Annotated in this window: 17 protein-coding genes; 7 read left to right on the top strand and 10 right to left on the bottom strand. The window is 52.5% G+C overall.

Annotation, left to right across the window (positions count from 1 at the left end):
- Positions 1-6 precede the first annotated feature (6 nt).
- The 3 genes from AC0LWE_RS02160 to AC0LWE_RS02150 form a co-directional block, all read right to left on the bottom strand.
- Entirely contained in the window at positions 7-1,389 is a 1,383-nt protein-coding gene (locus AC0LWE_RS02160) for a glycoside hydrolase family 28 protein (RefSeq protein ID WP_474264755.1), read from the bottom strand.
- 298 nt (positions 1,390-1,687) lie between these two features.
- The gene (locus AC0LWE_RS02155; protein ID WP_219346524.1) at positions 1,688-3,337 is read right to left on the bottom strand and encodes a methyl-accepting chemotaxis protein; all 1,650 of its coding nucleotides are present in this window, start codon (positions 3,335-3,337) and stop codon (positions 1,688-1,690) included.
- Positions 3,338-3,700: 363 nt separating this feature from the next.
- Positions 3,701-3,874: a GhoT/OrtT family toxin gene (locus AC0LWE_RS02150; RefSeq protein WP_072241840.1), complete on the bottom strand. Its 174-nt coding sequence runs from the start codon at positions 3,872-3,874 to the stop codon at positions 3,701-3,703.
- 191 nt (positions 3,875-4,065) lie between these two features.
- Here AC0LWE_RS02150 and AC0LWE_RS02145 point away from each other — a divergent pair, with 191 nt between their 5' ends.
- The 4 genes from AC0LWE_RS02145 (at position 4,066) to AC0LWE_RS02130 (ending at position 5,465) form a co-directional block, all read left to right on the top strand.
- Positions 4,066-4,452 carry a VOC family protein gene (locus tag AC0LWE_RS02145; protein WP_174341751.1) on the top strand — a complete coding sequence of 129 codons (387 nt, stop codon included), beginning with the start codon at positions 4,066-4,068 and terminating at the stop codon, positions 4,450-4,452.
- A 117-nt stretch (positions 4,453-4,569) separates the two neighbouring features.
- Positions 4,570-4,896 carry a TehB family protein gene (locus tag AC0LWE_RS02140; protein ID WP_234592811.1) on the top strand — a complete coding sequence of 109 codons (327 nt, stop codon included), beginning with the start codon at positions 4,570-4,572 and terminating at the stop codon, positions 4,894-4,896.
- Positions 4,897-4,924: 28 nt separating this feature from the next.
- A complete protein-coding gene (locus AC0LWE_RS02135; protein ID WP_219346522.1) occupies positions 4,925-5,278 on the top strand; it encodes a TehB family protein in 354 nt (117 codons plus the stop codon).
- Positions 5,279-5,282: 4 nt separating this feature from the next.
- The gene (locus AC0LWE_RS02130) at positions 5,283-5,465 is read left to right on the top strand and encodes a DUF1869 domain-containing protein (protein ID WP_012017513.1); all 183 of its coding nucleotides are present in this window, start codon (positions 5,283-5,285) and stop codon (positions 5,463-5,465) included.
- A gap of 48 nt (positions 5,466-5,513) precedes the next feature.
- On the opposite strand, the gene patD is transcribed toward AC0LWE_RS02130, so the two are convergent.
- The 7 genes from patD to ymcF all read right to left on the bottom strand — a co-directional run bounded on the left by patD (position 5,514) and on the right by ymcF (position 12,889).
- A complete protein-coding gene (patD, locus tag AC0LWE_RS02125; RefSeq protein ID WP_234592810.1) occupies positions 5,514-6,938 on the bottom strand; it encodes an aminobutyraldehyde dehydrogenase in 1,425 nt (474 codons plus the stop codon).
- Between the two features lie 24 nt (positions 6,939-6,962).
- Entirely contained in the window at positions 6,963-7,769 is an 807-nt protein-coding gene (locus tag AC0LWE_RS02120; RefSeq protein WP_219346520.1) for an ABC transporter permease, read from the bottom strand.
- On the bottom strand, positions 7,759-8,697 hold the full coding sequence (locus AC0LWE_RS02115) for an ABC transporter permease (RefSeq protein WP_411909838.1): 939 nt from the start codon (positions 8,695-8,697) through the stop codon (positions 7,759-7,761). Before AC0LWE_RS02115 ends, AC0LWE_RS02120 begins: the two co-directional genes overlap by 11 nt.
- Before the next feature lie 7 nt (positions 8,698-8,704).
- A complete protein-coding gene (locus AC0LWE_RS02110; protein ID WP_202693368.1) occupies positions 8,705-9,718 on the bottom strand; it encodes an ABC transporter ATP-binding protein in 1,014 nt (337 codons plus the stop codon).
- A gap of 17 nt (positions 9,719-9,735) precedes the next feature.
- Positions 9,736-10,881 carry a putative ABC transporter substrate-binding protein YdcS gene (gene ydcS, locus AC0LWE_RS02105; RefSeq protein ID WP_059179043.1) on the bottom strand — a complete coding sequence of 382 codons (1,146 nt, stop codon included), beginning with the start codon at positions 10,879-10,881 and terminating at the stop codon, positions 9,736-9,738.
- 286 nt (positions 10,882-11,167) lie between these two features.
- A complete protein-coding gene (locus tag AC0LWE_RS02100; RefSeq protein ID WP_059179044.1) occupies positions 11,168-12,577 on the bottom strand; it encodes an aminotransferase-like domain-containing protein in 1,410 nt (469 codons plus the stop codon).
- Between the two features lie 123 nt (positions 12,578-12,700).
- A complete protein-coding gene (ymcF, locus tag AC0LWE_RS02095) occupies positions 12,701-12,889 on the bottom strand; it encodes a cold shock small protein YmcF (protein ID WP_059179045.1) in 189 nt (62 codons plus the stop codon).
- A 419-nt stretch (positions 12,890-13,308) separates the two neighbouring features.
- Here ymcF and AC0LWE_RS02090 point away from each other — a divergent pair, with 419 nt between their 5' ends.
- From AC0LWE_RS02090 to AC0LWE_RS02080, 3 genes are read left to right on the top strand one after another with little or no spacing between them, the layout of a single operon-like run.
- Complete coding sequence (locus AC0LWE_RS02090; RefSeq protein WP_059179046.1) at positions 13,309-14,715, top strand: cytochrome ubiquinol oxidase subunit I; 1,407 nt, start codon at positions 13,309-13,311, stop codon at positions 14,713-14,715.
- Complete coding sequence (cydB, locus tag AC0LWE_RS02085; protein WP_131488090.1) at positions 14,715-15,725, top strand: cytochrome d ubiquinol oxidase subunit II; 1,011 nt, start codon at positions 14,715-14,717, stop codon at positions 15,723-15,725. The genes AC0LWE_RS02090 and cydB overlap by 1 nt, the downstream gene beginning before the upstream one ends.
- Complete coding sequence (locus tag AC0LWE_RS02080; RefSeq protein ID WP_072241843.1) at positions 15,725-15,853, top strand: DUF2474 domain-containing protein; 129 nt, start codon at positions 15,725-15,727, stop codon at positions 15,851-15,853. Before cydB ends, AC0LWE_RS02080 begins: the two co-directional genes overlap by 1 nt.
- Positions 15,854-15,922 lie beyond the last annotated feature (69 nt).

Below are 15,922 nucleotides of genomic sequence, written 5' to 3'. Positions count from 1 at the left end.
GTCACGTTATTCTTGAACGATGGCGCCAGCATCTTTCTTAATTTTCGGTTCTTCTTTTACAGTCAGATTAAGTCCTTTGGTCTCGAGTTCGGCATGACGAATACGCAGACCCTGGGCGGCCTCAATATTCACATTCGTAAAGTGGAAACCGCTGAGCGGTGCTTCCGGCGTTCCAATAATATAGGCGGCCGCTTTGCTATCGCCGGTGGAAGTTAAATTTTCCACGGTGATATTACTGAAGTGCGGCGTTTTATATTTGTCGAAGGGCTGTTTGGGATCGCTGTCCGGCGGATAAATTTGCTCGCCGAGCGTAAAACCGCCCTCCTGGAGCAATTTATCGACCTCAGCCTCAACAATAGGCGCGGCTTTATAATAGGCGGAAAATACAAGCGGCACTTCGACGTTGTGCATTTTGGTGTTCCGGTAAATAATATTTTTTACCTCGCCGCCCTTCCCGCGCGGACTTTTGATTCGAATACCGTACATCGATCCTTCAAAAGTATTATTTTCGACCAGTACGTTATTCACGCCACCCGCACTTTCACTGCCAATGGAAATTCCGCGCCCCTGCTTCAGGGTATTATTGGCAATATAGATGTTGTCTACCACCCCATCAGGGAAGCGCGGATCGGCTTTTTCAGCTTTAATGGCGATATGATCGTCATTGCAATCGATATAGTTATTGGTGATACGAATATTCTGGCTGTCGATAGGATCGATAGCGTCCGTATTTGGCGCATGCCACGGAGAAAGAATTCGCGTACCGTTAATATCAACATCGTGCGCATAGCGAGTCACGACGTGGAAGCTGGGTGAATGGGTTAAGGTGACGCCATCGATCAGGACGTTATGTGAGCGCGTAATGTAAATCAGCCGCGGACGATCGGTACCGCCTTTTTTACCGGTCGCGCGGATGTTTTCTCTCCAGCGCTCCCACCACACTGCGCCCTGACCGTCGATAGTCCCTTCTCCGACAATAGCGACGTTTTGCGCGTCTGCGACGCTGATGAATGGCAGCCAGCCGTTTTCCGCTTCGGCATATTTGGTTTTCTCATCTGCACGATACGCAGCGACCTCGGTTGAAGCCACCAGCGTGGCGTCCTTTTCCAGTTTTAGCTGAATGTTATTTTTCAAAAACAGCGGATTGGTTAAGAAATTGCCCTTCGGCACCAGAACTGTGCCCCCACCCGCAGCAGCGCAATCATCAATGCCTTTTTGAATGGCGTCGGTGTTCAGCGCAATTTGCAGCCGATGGCCTTCGGCACCGTATTGAGTGATATTACAAACTTTATCTGGAAACTTCACTGAACTCGCCGCCTGCGCGAGGTGAAAAGGTAACATGCCGACAGCGGCCGCCGCGACCCACAGAGGTAGAGTACGAGTGGACATAACGATATCCTTTCATCATTTTGGTTTATAGTTTTGTAAAAATAGCACCGGCGTTTCTTTTTATTGAGTGTGACGATCACGGTTTACGGCATGTTGTTAATTTGCCTGAAAATAGTGATACAATTTTGGGCGTATGTATGAAGGAGGGTTCTGTGACTACGCTATTTCTCTGCCGATTGGAAAATGGGTAGCGTCCAAGCCTGGATCATTTCAAAACGGTATAACGTAGAAAGAAATAGCCTGCCGCAGTTCATTGGCAGGCTAACTGATACTCTTTTTAACACTTACGGCAACTGAGTTAGAACGCCTGCCAGTCCTTTTCGGAACCGCGCGGCTCTATAGATTTGCCTTGTATCACAGCGGACGAAACCTGAGGACGCAGAGGTGGGGTGTTCATTTCTGAATCCCGCAACACAAAGACGCGAATACTCTCGATCAGGATGCGCGCCTGCTCTTTTAGTGAGCCACTGGCGGCCGAGGATTCTTCAACCAAAGAGGCATTCTGCTGCGTCGTAGTGTCAATCTGGCCCATCGTAATGTTGATCTGGGTGATACCTTCGCTTTGTTCGTGGCTGGCGCGTGCAATTTCATCCACTAACGTATGGACGCTCGAGACGGTATCGACGATCTCCTGCATACCGTTATCAGCCTGTGAGACCAGCCCGCGACCGTCGGCAATTTTGCTGACCGAGGCGCTGATAATGTCGCGGATCTCTTTGGCTGAGGCCGAACTTCTCTGGGCCAGCGTTCTGACCTCTCCGGCCACAACGGCAAATCCACGCCCCTGCTCCCCGGCCCTGGCGGCCTCAACGGCAGCATTCAACGCCAGAATATTGGTCTGGAAGGCGATACCTTCAATAACGGCAATAATATCGCCCATCTTTTCAGCGCCTTTATGAATCGCTTCCATGGCCGCTGAAACTTCATGCATACGATCGCTGTTGATTTTGACAACCTGACCGGTTTCCGTGAACAACTCATTTACGCGACGGACGTTATCAGCGGTACTTTTGATGGTGGACGTTAGCTGCTCCAGCGTCGCAGCCGTTTCGACCACGCCAGCCGCCTGTTCTTCCGTACGAGAAGCCAGATCCTGGTTACCTGCGTCAATTTGATCCGCGGCAACAGAGATACTTTCCGCGCCATGTCTCACCTTAAGTACCGTTGACCCCAGCTCAGACACCATCTCTTTCAACGCACTCATCAGCTGACCCAGCTCATCCGTCGAGTGGACGTTAACGTCTGTCGTCAGATCACCTTGCGCTGCCCGGGTGGCTACCGTCACGGCTTCTTTCAGCGGGCGCGTAATACTGCGAGTGATATACCAGGCAATTAACGATCCCAACACAATGCCGAAGAGCACAGACAGCACAATCACCAGCTCAGTGAGATGCGACGCTTTTTTTATGCTGGCGTGGGTGTCGTTGATGATCTCGTTTTGCAGTTCAAGAAGAGAGTGCAGGGTTTTATTATATTCCTGCGTGACAGGCATAAACCGGGTGGATATGAATTCACTCATGTTTTCATATTTTCCCTGCTCAGCCATCTCGAGCCCCTCTTTCCGCAAGACAAGATATTTCCCTCGCGTTTCCTGAATGGCACGGAAAAACGCTTTCCCCTTTTCAAATCGCAAAAGCGGCTGGAGAGTGGATTGCACTTCCGAGGTTCTCGCCGTGTCATTTTTAATATTGTTGAGAATTTGCTCTCGTAATTTCGGGTCCTGTGTTGCCATTGCGGCAATGGTATTTCCGCTATTTCGGTCAACCAGGGTAATCCATTCTTGTACCAGCCTTTCCTTCTGTAAATCCTGATAGATCATAGCATTAACGCTAGTACTGTTAGACTGCGTTAATTGCCATGACATCATCCCCATGATAAACATCATAAATAGTACAAGAAAAAAACCTACACTCAGGCGGGTTCCAACACGCATGTTGCTAATTTTCATAACTCTCCCTTTTATAATAACTCCAATGATCATCATGGAAATTAAGAGGTACGCTTAATGCCGATCAATCATTAGAAAGCCTTACGTTAATATCGGAGAAAATAGATTTTTCTTCAGCGCTAAATCAAAAACGGCTGAAATTAACAAAATGAACGTAGAGGGATCAGAGCTAATATCTCTGGCTTGCGCATGGGCAAAAGGATTTTAACGCAAGCTTGAAGGGTTCATTCGAAGAGATCGCTAAAGATAGAGAGTATTAGATATATTATCGTCTGGACGGCTTTTCATGTGCAAGGCAACGCTACACTGCGCCGGCCAGCGTTCGTCGAGCTGTAGTGTCGGCGCAAAACCGTGAAAGCGTGTTTAGAAAAGGGAGATGAGCAACGCGACGGGGAAACTCATAGGCCAGGTCGAACCGACCAGGACGGCGCTAAGAAAGCGAATCCGCTTACGGTCTTTGGACAAAAACCAGGTGATGAGCGCGCACAGTGCCGCCATGACTGCGTAAAAGACCAACATTTTTTGATACAACGTCATTTTGTGCACCTAATCTAAAAATAACCGCGCGCAATATGCGTCATATGTTGATACAGATCAAGTTTTAATGTTACGGGTTATCCACTATAACTTTATGGATAATAACAATAGAGTAATCAGCGCTACATCTTCAGGGTGTTTATTCCCCACATTCACCCGGACCAAAAAACTTTTAAGCGAGTCTGATAATCATGAAAGCTGACGTTAAATATGAGTTTCACCACGTTGGTATTCCTTTACAGGATGGAAAGACGGAGGGTGTTTACAGTGAGAAAGCTGGAATGTACACCGTTGATAATCCCGGTAAGTTCCGCATTCAATGGCACCGTTTCACCGACGATTCCCCGATTCATCCGTTACTCAAAACCGTGCCACATGTTGCATTGAAAGTGGATAATCTGGCACGCGCCATTGAAGGTGAAGAGATTATTCTCGGCCCTTATGAACCAATCGATGGTTATCAGGTGGCAGTGATCAATGATAACGGTGCACCGGTGGAACTGATACAAACAGAACTTAGCGATGACGAACTTTGGAGTCGGGCACGTAACGGTCAAGGTAGTTTGTATCGTCAATAAAGAGGGGGTTACTACCCCTTTTTCTACCCCCTTAAAGTTGCATAATAAGTGCATCTTTTGCAAAATGATGCCGTCAGGGTCGTGCTTTACTAGTCCCAGGATTTAGAGGGAGTTAATATGCTACGCATTCCGCAGAGTTGTATTCATACCCGTTCCACCCCTTTCTGGAACAAAGACACCGCCCCTGCTGGCATTTTCCAGCGCCATCTTGATCAAGGTACCCGTCCGGGCGTTTATCCCCGCTTATCGGTAAGCAAGGGCGCGGTGCGTTATTTGGGCTATGCTGACAACGTCACCCCGCACCCTGACAGTGAACTCATCATTGAGGCCGGTCACTTCGGTGTATTTCCCCCCGAAAAATGGCATCACATTGAAATGATGAGTGACGATACCGTCTTCAGCGTCGATTTCTTTGTCGAACCCGAGGTTTTGAAATCTCTTTGAACTTCTGAACGTTTATAAGGAAACACCTATGCTTCGTATTCCTGAAAATTATGTTCACACCCGCGCGACGCCATTCTGGAATAAAGATTATGCGCCAAAGGCCCTTTTCACTCACCACAACACGAAGGCGGGCGTCTATGGCCGCCTCTCTGTCATGCAGGGTGCGGTGAAATACTTTGGCTTTCCGGATGCCGACGCAACGGAGCCCGATCTGGAACTCGTCATTGAAGCGGGTTCATTTGGCATTTCGCCACCCGAAAAATGGCACCGCATTGAGCTGCTGACCGACGATACCTACTTCAGTATTGATTTCTTCGCCGATCCACAGGCAAACCTCGAAGGCGCGGGGCTGGGCAAAGTCGTTAACACACATAAGGGGTAATAGAATGGGCAAAGCAACGTATACCGTCACCGTGACCAATAACAGCAACGGTGTATCGGTGGATTATGAGACGCAAGCCCCGATGGAGCTTTTGATTCCGGATGTCGCAGCAGACGTGGTGAAGGATCTGGTGAATACCGTTCGCGGCTATGATACTGAAAACGAGCACGATGTGTGCGGTTGGTAGACGCGTCATTTTGATGCCCGGTAGACACTATGCCACCGGGCATCAGGATCAGTGCTTGATCATTACATGCCTGACGACGGTATAATCTTCAAGGCCGTACACCGACATATCCTTGCCGTAACCCGAGAGTTTCATCCCGCCGTGCGGCATTTCGCTGACCAACATAAAGTGGGTATTCACCCAGGTGCAGCCGTATTGCAGACGAGCACTCATGCGATGCGCGCGCCCCACATCCTTAGTCCAGACTGACGACGCCAGCCCATAGTGCGAGTCATTCGCCCAGGCCAGGACCTGCTCTTCATCGTCGAACTCGGTCATGCTGACAACGGGACCAAACACTTCACGCTGGACAATCGCATCTTCCTGTTTCGCCCCGGCCAGCAGCGTTGGCTCGAAGAAATACCCCCCCCCCTCGACTTTATTGCCGCCCGTCACCACGTTGACATGGCCGAGCGCTTTCGCGTCGTCAACGGCTTTACAGACGCGCTCAAGATGCGCCGCTGAGCTTAACGGCCCCAGTTCGGTCGACTCGTCATCCGGTGCACCGGTTTTCAGCGTGGCGACCGCTGCGCCCAGTTTTTCGACTAACTGCGGATAAATGCCTTTTTGCGCGTAAATGCGGCATGCGGCGGTGCAATCCTGACCCGCATTGTAAAACCCAAACGTACGCACCCCTTCGACAACGGCATCGAGGTCGGCATCATCAAACACGATGACCGGCGCTTTGCCACCCAGCTCCATATGCGTGCGTTTGATGGAAGAGGCGGTATGACTAATGATGTGTTCACCGGTGGCGATCGAACCGGTCAGAGAAACCATGCGCACTTTTTCATGTCCCGTGAGCGGATCGCCGACGGTTTTCCCGCGTCCAAAAAGCACGTTTAACACACCTGCCGGGAAAATGTCTTTGGCCAGTTCTGCCAGCTTCAACGCCGTCAGCGGCGTGATTTCAGAGGGTTTAATGACCACACAGTTGCCCGCCGCAAGCGCGGGCGCTAGTTTCCACGCGGCCATCATCAGTGGATAGTTCCAGGGGGCAATAGAGGCCACCACCCCCACCGGATCGCGACGAATCATGGAGGTGTGCCCTTCCAGATACTCTCCCGCCGCCAGCCCGTTCAGACAACGCGCCGCGCCCGCAAAGAATCGGAATACATCCACGACGGCCGGGATTTCGTCGCTGATGACGCAGTGCAACGGCTTGCCGCAGTTTTTCGACTCCAGACGTGCAAAGGTTTCGGCATTTTCTTCAATCACGTCAGCCAGCTTCAGCAGGCATTCAGCTCGCGCCTTGGGCGTTGTGTGCCCCCATTCGTAAAAGGCACGATCGGCAGCCCTGACGGCGGCATCCACCTGAGCCGCAGACGCCTCGGCAATCTCCAGTAGCACTTCGCCCGTCGCAGGATTATAGACAGGCTGTTTTTCACCTTCTCCGTTGACCAGTTCACCATTAATCAGCAGTTGATTTTGCATAGTCTTGTCCTGTTGAAATCGAAGTTATTTCCCGCTCTCGGCGACATTTTCGCCGTCGCGGGTTAGCCACCAGGCTCCCAGAATGGGAATGGTTGTCACCAGCATGACCAAAAGCGCAACCACATTGGTGACGGGCACATCGCGCGGGCGGCTGAGTTGATTCAGCAGCCACAGCGGCAGCGTGCGTTCGTGTCCCGCCGTAAACGTCGTGACGATGATTTCATCGAACGACAGCGCAAATGCCAGCATTCCTCCTGCCAGCAGCGCCGAGCGCAGATTGGGCATCACCACGTAGCGAAAGGTTTGCCAGCCGTCTGCGCCCAGATCCATTGACGCTTCCACCAGGCTCCAGGAGGTACGCCGGAAACGTGCAATCACGTTGTTGAATACCACGACCACACAGAAGGTGGCATGACCGGTGACAATGGTGAAAAATCCCGGCTCCAGATTGATGGTTTTAAATGCCGTCAACAACGCCAGCCCGGTGATAATCCCCGGCAGCGCAATCGGCAATAACAGCAGCAGCGAGATGGCGTTTTTGCCAAAAAACTCACTGCGCCACAGCGCTGCTGCCGCCAGCGTACCCAGCACCAGCGCAATTGCAGTGGATAACGCCGCAATTTGAAGTGACAACGTCACAGATTCAATGATATCTTCACGCGACGCCGCCACGCTAAACCACTTCAGCGTGAGCCCTTTCGGTGGAAAACTGAATGCGGCGTCTTCGGTATTAAAGGCATAGATGGCAATAATCAGCAGCGGGAAGTGCAGAAATATCACCCCGCCCCAGGTGGCTATTTTCAGGAACAACGGCGCGCGTTCAGAGTGCATCGAATGCTCCCAGACGTTTCACGAACGCCAGATAAAGTGAGATAAGCACAATAGGCACTAAGGTGAACGCCGCCGCCATCGGCATGTTGCCAATCGCGCCCTGCTGGGAATAGACCATGTTGCCGATAAAATACCCCGGTGGGCCAACCAGCTGCGGAACGATAAAATCCCCCAACGTCAGCGAGAAGGTAAAAATGGAGCCCGCCGCAATCCCCGGAATTGCGAGAGGCAAAACCACATAGCGGAAAGTCTGACGGGGCCGTGCGCCCAGATCGGCGGAGGCCTGCAAGAGCGAGGGCGGTAAACGCTCCAGCGCCGCTTGTACAGGCAGGATCATAAAGGGCAGCCAGATATAGACGAACACCAGAAACCGCCCAAGACCGGATGTCGAAAGCGTGTTTCCACCAATCGCCGGCAGCGTCAGTACCGACATCAGCACCGCCTCCAGCCCCATATAGCCAAGAAACCACTGCGCGACGCCATCTTTCGCCAGCAGCAATGTCCACGCGTAGGCTTTAACGATATAGCTCGCCCACATCGGCAGCATGACCGCGATATAAAAGAACGCTTTCCATTTCCCACGGGTGTAACGCGCCATGTACCACGCCATCGGGAACGCCAGAATCGCGCTGGCAATCGTGACGGCAATCGCCATCAGCAAGGTGCGCAGAATGATGTCGTAATTGGCAGGGTTAAAAAGTGCCAGGATGTTCGCAAAGGTGAGATCGGGCGTCACCGACATGGTGAAGTCGTCGAAAGTATAAAATCCTTGCCACAACAGCGTCAGCAACGATCCCATATACACGATGCCGAACCACATTAGCGGACCAAGCAGCAATAAAAACAGGCCGAGCGACGGTTTGCGCCACAGCAGCGCGGTCATGCGGCTAACTGGACCGCGAGAGGAGCGGATGTGCGAGGCGCTCATTTCCATCTCACCGTTCCTCTTGCAGCGGCACCATCGCCTGACGCGACCAGGATGCCTGCACCTGTTGCCCAGGCTCAACACCAGCCGGTAAATCAGCGCCGCTCAAGTTGGCCTGACTCACCAGCAGTTTTGCGCCATCCGTCAGGCGCAGCTCAAAACGGGTTGCTGCCCCCTGGTACTGCACCGCCTGCACGATGCCCTGTACCTGGACTTCACCGCTCTCATTGAGACGAATATGTTCAGGGCGCAGCGAATACATGCCTTCCATGCCGCAAATCTGGTGCGCAACAGCGCTATCAAAAACGTTAGAGGTGCCGACAAAACTGGCGACAAAGGGCGTGCGCGGGCGCATATACAGTTCACGCGGGGTATCGACCTGTTCAATGCGGCCGTTATTGAACACGGCGACGCGATCGGACATCGACAGCGCTTCACCCTGATCGTGGGTGACGAAAATAAACGTGATGCCCAGCTCCTGCTGGAGCTTTTTCAGCTCAAACTGCATTTGCTCGCGCAGTTTCAGATCCAACGCGCCAAGCGGCTCATCAAGCAAAAGCACCCGGGGTTCATTCACCAGCGCACGCGCAATCGCGACGCGCTGACGCTGACCACCCGAGAGCTGAGAGGGTTTGCGTTTTTCGGCAAACCCTAAACCGACCTTTTCAAGCGCCTCGCGAGCCTGAATCTGACGCTGCTTTTTATCGACGCCTTTCACCATCAAGCCGTAGGCCACGTTTTCGATTATCGACATATGCGGGAACAGCGCGTAATCCTGAAACACCGTGTTAACGTCGCGCTCCCACGGCGGGAGCTCGCTTGCCTCTTTGCCAAAGATTTTGATCGCCCCGCCACTGAGCTGTTCAAAACCGGCAATCAGCCGCAAACAGGTGGTTTTGCCGGAGCCCGAAGGCCCCAGCATGGAGAAGAACTCGCCGTCACGAATGCCGATGGTGACACCATCCACCGCCCGCACATCACCGTAAAAACGGGACACATCGCTAAACTCTACTGCGTACGTCATGTTCTGCTCCAGGGCGATTAACGTCCACCCATAATGGCGATGTAATCTTGCGTCCAGCGGCTGTACGGCACGAATTTTCCGCCTTCCGCGATCGGCGTTTTCCAGAACATGATTTTGTCGAAATAGTTATAGCCGTTGGTTTCGCAGCCTTTATCACCCAGCAATGTGCTGGCTTTGCAGCCTTCGGCCACAACTGGCAGAGAGCCAAACCAGGCGGCCAGATCGCCCTGAAGTTTTGGCGTGAGCGACCAGTTCATCCACTTATAAGCGCACATCGGATGTTTGGCCTCTGCATGCAGCATGGTGGTGTCTGCCCAGCCGGTTACGCCCTCTTTCGGAAAAACGGTCGCCACGGGCTGATTGTCCGCCTTCAGGGCATTGGCCTGATAGGGCCACGCGCTTGATGCCACCACACCCTCATTTTTGAAGTCGCTCATCTGCACGGTGGTGTCGTGCCAGTAGCGGTGAATCAGCGCGTGCTGATCGCGCAGTACTTTCAGTACCGCCGCGTATTGCGCTTCAGTGAGCTGGTACGGGTCGGTAATGCCTAATTCTGGCTGCGTGGCTTTCACAAATAGCGCGGCATCGGCGATGTAAATCGGCCCGTCATATGCCTGAACGCGCCCTTTATTGGATTTTCCGTCCGGAAGATTTTGCTCTTTAAAAACAACGGCCCAGCTATCAGGCGGTGTCGGGAAGGTTTTGGTGTTGTACATCAGCAGATTCGGGCCCCACTGATAAGGCGTTCCGTAGACTTTTCCGTCGACGTTAAACCACTCGCCTTTGACGAGGCGGGGATCGAGCGTTTTCCAGTTGGGGATCAAATCGGGGTTAATGGGCTGAACGCGTTTACCCATAATCAGGCGCAATGAGGCATCGCCGGAGGCCGTGACCAGGTCATAACCGCCTTTTGCCATCAGGCTGACCATTTCATCGGAGGTCGCGGCCGTTTTCACATTCACCGCACAACCGGTCTCTTTTTCAAACTGCGTGACCCAGTCGTAGTTTTTATCCGTCTGGCCACGTTCGATGTATCCCGGCCAGGCGATGATATCCAGTCTTCCCTCGCCTTTACCGATCTCTTTCGGTGGCTCTGCGGCTTGCACGGTCATGATCGTCATGCCGAGCGCACACAGGCTGCTGCGGGCAAATTTTATGCTCATTCGTAGTACTCCTGTCGCAATGAAAATTTGGCGGCAGCCGTGCCGTAAAATTATCTCCCTTCATAAACGTAGACCGCGCAAATGCGCTGCACCTGCTGGCCTGGGGAAATTTCATCAGGTTGTGACCGAGGGCGCATTCCCTGTTAACTGGATTATAGACAAGGAGTTAGCGGCGGGTGGCGATATGCAGATTTCCTATGACAGACGTTTGGGAATAAACCCAACGCCTGCCACAGAATAAGAATTGTTTATTTCAGCGGGGAGGTTTGAAAATACGATCCGAGATTTATTTCAGCATACCGTTAATTAAGTGTGCCAGCTGGATGACGGCGTGTTCTTCACGCTCGCCCCATTCCCAGGACGTATTAAAACGGAAAAAGGGTGTCCAGGCATCTGAGGTTGAAAACATTTTGCCCGGCGCAATGCTGATATGGTGCGCCAGCGCCTGCTCGCTTAATTTCCCGGCGTCTAACGGCGCGGGCAATTCCAGCCACAAAAAATAGCCGCTGTCGCTGTGATGAATTTTGACGTCGGCAGGCATATGGCGCAAAAGCGATTGCCACGCCTGTTGTTTGCGCTCGGCAAGCGTGCGCCGCAAGCGACGGAGATGGGCGTCGTAACGCTTGGTGGCAAGATAATCCACCAGCGCAAGCTGCATCGGTGAACTGGTCGAGAGCGTGCTCATCAGCTGTAACTGCTGAATGCGACGCGCATGTTTCCCGGCTGCTACCCAGCCAATGCGAAATCCCGCCACCAGGCATTTGGAGAACGACGAGCAGTGCAGCGTCATGTCATGGCGATCCCACGCTTTCGCGGGAAGCGGTTTTTCGCGACCAAAGTAGAGTTCGCTGTAGACGTCATCCTCAATAAGCGTGACGTTGTGCTTCGTCAGCAACGCGACAAGCTGAGATTTTTTCTGCGCACTGAGCGTGAAACCGAGCGGATTTTGACAGTTTGTCATCAGCCAGCAGGCCTTTACGGGATAATCGTTTAGCGCCTGTTCAAGGGCGTTCAGATCAATCCCCTCACGCACGTCAGTGGCAATCGACAACGCTTTCAGCTTGAGGCGTTCAAGCGCCTGAAGCGCGCCATAGAAACAGGGGTTTTCAACGATCACCCAGTCGCCTGGCTCAGTCACCGCTTGCAAACTCAGATTGAGCGCTTCCAGTGCGCCGGCGGTGATGACGATCTCTTCCGGGGAAATGTTCATGCCCTGCTGGGCGTAACGGCGCGCAATGGCATGGCGCAGATCGACATTGCCCGGCGGCAGATTTTCAATCACGCTCATTGCCGTCGCGGTTTTGCTGACGTTGGCAAGCGATCGATTAAGCTGCTGAAGCGGGAAAAGGCGCGGATCGGGAAAAGCAGAAGCAAAGGGAATGACGGAAGGGTCGCGACTGGCCTGAAGAACATCAAAAATATAGGTGTTGATGTCAACGACTTCATCGCGCATCACCTGCGCCGGAGGCGCAGGCTGCTGCTTAACGGGCCGCGGGGCAACATAGTACCCCGACTGTGGGCGAGCAACGATTCGCCCCTGGCTTTCCAGCGTTTGATACGCATGACCCACGGTCATGAAACTCATGCCGCTGCTGGCAACTTGCTCACGCAACGACGGTAGTTTATCTCCTGGCAACCACACGCCAAGTTCGATTTGCGAAATGATTTGCTGCGCCAGGCGCTGGTATTTTTTCATCGGTCTCTCCTCGCTGCACACCATAGTATATCAGCAGGAGAAAAAAGGCAGATTTTATGAACTGTTATAGTTATCTACAGACGGTTCTGAAACGACTTGATGATCGAATACGTTAAGCGTTTATTACTTGCGATAATCCAGTGACGCCTGTTGGGTATGCATCGCCGCAGCTAAATGATCCAGCGTCACCATAGACGATTTGCAGAAAATGCATTTCGCGCCATGTGGATTTTTTTCTGACACGTCAAAAATTGAGGTGCGGTATTGCGAGCCGTGACAGCACGGACAACGGAAATGGATATAAGAAATCATATGATTCTCCTGTACGTAAAAACGTAAATAGCTAATGGGCCTTTATGGCAATAGAGGTCTGAGACAAAACTAATCAGAGTGTAGGAGAAAGACCCAAGAGGCTGCGGAGAGGCACAACGTGATGAGAAATGCTTAGATGCTACGTCAGATATTTTTTTGGAATTCAAACCGAAGAATCATTAACGCACGTTGCAGAAAAGAACGCAAGCCATTTTATGCATAAACGTCATAAAAAGGATTTTTTTTATAATTCATGAGTCACTTCCCCTGCTCGCTATGTGCCACCTGGCGACTATATCAGATTAGTAAAGATTCTCACTTTCGCAAACTGTTATACCTAAATATCGCTTTTCTGACTCTGATAGTTCCCTTTTCCGCCCTATACCATAACAGCACACCGATTGACATTGAGGCTGTGCATGTTTGGTTTAGATGCTTTTCATTTAGCGCGAATACAGTTTGCGTTTACCGTATCGTTTCACATTATTTTCCCGGCGATCACTATTGGTCTTGCCAGCTATCTGGCCGTACTGGAAGGTCTTTGGCTAAAAACCAAAAATCCGGTATGGCGATCGCTCTACCATTTCTGGTCCAAAGTTTTCGCCGTCAACTTTGGGATGGGCGTAGTTTCCGGGCTGGTGATGGCCTATCAGTTCGGTACCAACTGGAGCGGATTTTCACAGTTCGCGGGCAGTATTACCGGCCCGCTGCTTACCTATGAAGTGTTAACCGCATTCTTCCTCGAAGCAGGATTCCTGGGCGTGATGCTCTTCGGCTGGAACAAAGTCGGTCCGGGACTGCATTTCTTCTCGACCTGCATGGTGGCGCTGGGAACGATTATTTCTACCTTCTGGATCCTGGCGTCGAATAGCTGGATGCAAACCCCGCAGGGCTATGAAATCGTTAACGGTGTCGTGGTACCGGTGGACTGGTTTGCCGTGGTGTTCAACCCCTCATTCCCCTATCGACTGCTGCACATGTCCATTGCTGCGTTCTTGAGTAGCGCGCTGTTTGTTGGCGCATCGGCGGCCTGGCATTTGTTACGCGGTAACAACACACCCGCCATTCGGCATATGTTTTCGATGGCTTTGTGGATGACGCTGATTGTCGCGCCCATTCAGGCGATGGTCGGCGATATGCACGGCCTGAATACCTTAAAACACCAGCCGGCCAAAATTGCAGCTATCGAAGGCCACTGGGAAAATCCCCCTGGCGAACCCACGCCGCTGCTGCTGTTTGGCTGGCCTGATATGGAACAGGAACGCACTCGCTATGGCCTGGAAATCCCCGCGCTTGGTAGCCTGATTCTGACGCACAGTCTGGACAAGCAGGTTCCGGCGCTCAAGGATTTCCCAAAAGAAGATCGCCCCAATTCCACTATCGTTTTCTGGTCGTTCCGCATCATGGCGGGGCTCGGGATGTTGATGCTGTTGCTGGGTGCCGTCGCATTATGGCTGCGTTATAAACAGCGTGTTTATACCTCTCGTCCGTTCCTGTGGTTTGCCCTGCTGATGGGTCCTTCTGGGCTTATCGCGATTCTGGCCGGCTGGGTAACGACCGAAGTGGGCCGCCAACCGTGGGTGGTTTACGGACTACAACGCACTAAAGACGCGGTCTCTGCGCATGGTGATTTGCATATGAGCGTGAGCCTGCTGGCCTTTTTCGTGGTGTACACCTCGGTGTTTGGCGTGGGTTACAGCTATATGGTGCGTCTTATCAAGAAAGGCCCCCAGGAAGACGAAACGTTTGCCACTGAGCATGATGGCCGTCCCGCGCGTCCGCTGTCTGCCGCCAGTACAGAATTTGTAACTAAGGAGAAACCATAATGGGGATCGACCTTTCCGTTATTTGGTTCGTGATCATCGTATTCGCCACGCTGATGTATATCGTGATGGACGGTTTCGATTTAGGGATCGGTATTTTGTTCCCTACTACGCAGGACGCGGATGATCGCGACGTGATGGTCAACAGCGTCGCCCCCGTCTGGGACGGAAACGAAACCTGGCTGGTGCTGGGCGGCGCAGCGTTGTTCGGCGCATTTCCGCTGGCCTATGCGGTGATTATCGACGCCCTCACCATTCCGCTGACCCTGATGCTGATCGGCCTGATATTCCGCGGCGTCGCCTTCGAGTTTCGCTTTAAGGCAACACCCGCGCATCGGCCCTTCTGGGATAAAGCGTTTATTGGCGGCTCGATTCTCGCCACATTTAGCCAGGGCGTGGTTGTCGGTGCAGTCATTAATGGTTTTTCCGTCACGGGACGCGCTTACAGCGGCGGGCCATTTGACTGGTTTACGCTATTCAACCTGTTCTGCGGCGTGGGATTGACGGTCGCTTACGCCCTATTGGGTGCCACCTGGCTGGTGATGAAAAGTGAAAACCCGCTGCAGGCCAGAATGCGTCGAGTGTCAAAACAGCTCCTGCTGGCGCTTCTAGGGATCATCGCGGTCATCAGCCTGTGGACGCCGATGGCCCATCAGAGTATCGCCGATCGCTGGTTTAGCGTGCCGAACCTGTACTTCTTGATGCCGGTTCCACTGCTGGTGCTCGTTCTGAGCGGCGGATTATGGAAAACCCTGAACAACGCGAACAGCCACAATACACCGTTTGTACTCACGTTAGGGCTGATTTTCCTCGGGTTCAGCGGGCTGGGAATCAGCATTTGGCCGTATATCATTCCGCCGTCGATAACACTGTGGCAAGCCGCTGCACCCCCGCAAAGTCAGGGCTTTATGTTGGTCGGGGCGCTACTGATTATTCCTATCATCCTGGTCTATACATTCTGGAGCTATTACGTGTTCCGCGGCAAAGTTCAACATGGGGAGGGTTATCACTGATGCAACAACCTGTCTGGAAACGCCTGATGTGGCTGGTCATTCTCTGGGGCGGCAGCGTGCTGGCTCTGGCTGCGGTGGGTATGATCTTCCGCGTGCTGATGACTGCCGCAGGTTTTAAATCGCATTAATCTCCACTAAACCGGGTAGCCTAACGTCTGCCCGGCACCCTCCTCGCACTTTCAGATAAACACCGAAGA

It is taken from the genome of Lelliottia sp. RD5, assembly GCF_056032945.1.
The sequence above is the reverse complement of the archived record's forward strand: the minus strand, read 5'-3'. Positions and strand labels throughout refer to the sequence as shown.